Origin of the sequence: Facklamia sp. P13064, assembly GCF_050409425.1 — a bacterium.
Classification (GTDB): Bacteria; Bacillota; Bacilli; order Lactobacillales; family Aerococcaceae; genus Facklamia.
Window position 1 is genome coordinate 1 of the sequence record NZ_JBNUPM010000047.1, and the last position, 842, is coordinate 842.

Sequence of the window (842 nt, forward strand, 5' to 3'; positions counted from 1 at the left end):
GAATTAGCTCAGCTGGGAGAGCGTCTGCCTTACAAGCAGGATGTCGGCGGTTCGATCCCGTCATTCCCCACTCTTGACTCGTTAGCTCAGTCGGTAGAGCAACTGACTTTTAATCAGTGGGTCGCAGGTTCGAATCCTGCACGGGTCATATTCCTAAATGGAAACATCAAGGAATTTTAATTTGCGGGTGTGGCGGAATTGGCAGACGCACCAGATTTAGGATCTGGCGCCTTCGGGCGTGGGGGTTCAAGTCCCTTCACCCGCACTTGCATTTTGATCACTTATGATTTATAATTAGAAATCCTAAGTTATATTATGCCGGCTTAGCTCAGTTGGTAGAGCATCTGATTTGTAATCAGAGGGTCGAGGGTTCAAGTCCTTTAGCCGGCACTTTTGCGGAAGTAGTTCAGTGGTAGAACACCACCTTGCCAAGGTGGGGGTCGCGGGTTCGAACCCCGTCTTCCGCTTTGCCAAGATACATTTAGGCTTTTAAAGCCGGGGTGGCGGAATTGGCAGACGCACAGGACTTAAAATCCTGCGGTGAGTGATCACCGTGCCGGTTCGACTCCGGCCCTCGGCATTTCACTTTATTGTGAATGATAAAATATTTTGCACCCGTGGCTCAACTGGATAGAGTACCTGACTACGAATCAGGCGGTTGCAGGTTCGAATCCTGCCGGGTGTATTAGAGTAAAACGGGAAGTAGCTCAGCTTGGTAGAGCACTTGGTTTGGGACCAAGGGGTCGCAGGTTCGAATCCTGTCTTCCCGATTTATTTATTCTTATATGGGGGATTAGCTCAGCTGGGAGAGCGCCTGCTTTGCACGCAGGAGGTCAGCGGTT

The 842-nt window shown here is 50.4% G+C and carries 8 tRNA genes; all 8 read left to right on the forward strand.

The features are described 5' to 3' along the window. The 8 genes from ACQV2S_RS08790 to ACQV2S_RS08825 all read left to right on the forward strand — a co-directional run bounded on the left by ACQV2S_RS08790 (position 1) and on the right by ACQV2S_RS08825 (position 770). Positions 1-70: transfer RNA gene (locus tag ACQV2S_RS08790), tRNA-Val, on the forward strand. Between the two features lie 5 nt (positions 71-75). After that, positions 76-148 (forward strand) — tRNA-Lys (locus ACQV2S_RS08795). A gap of 35 nt (positions 149-183) precedes the next feature. Next, positions 184-265 (forward strand) — tRNA-Leu (locus tag ACQV2S_RS08800). 52 nt (positions 266-317) lie between these two features. Next, positions 318-390, forward strand: a tRNA-Thr gene (locus ACQV2S_RS08805). A 5-nt stretch (positions 391-395) separates the two neighbouring features. Continuing rightward, positions 396-467: transfer RNA gene (locus ACQV2S_RS08810), tRNA-Gly, on the forward strand. Positions 468-494: 27 nt separating this feature from the next. After that, positions 495-580 (forward strand) — tRNA-Leu (locus ACQV2S_RS08815). Between the two features lie 31 nt (positions 581-611). After that, positions 612-685 (forward strand) — tRNA-Arg (locus ACQV2S_RS08820). Between the two features lie 11 nt (positions 686-696). Continuing rightward, positions 697-770, forward strand: a tRNA-Pro gene (locus tag ACQV2S_RS08825). Positions 771-842: the final 72 nt, after the last annotated feature.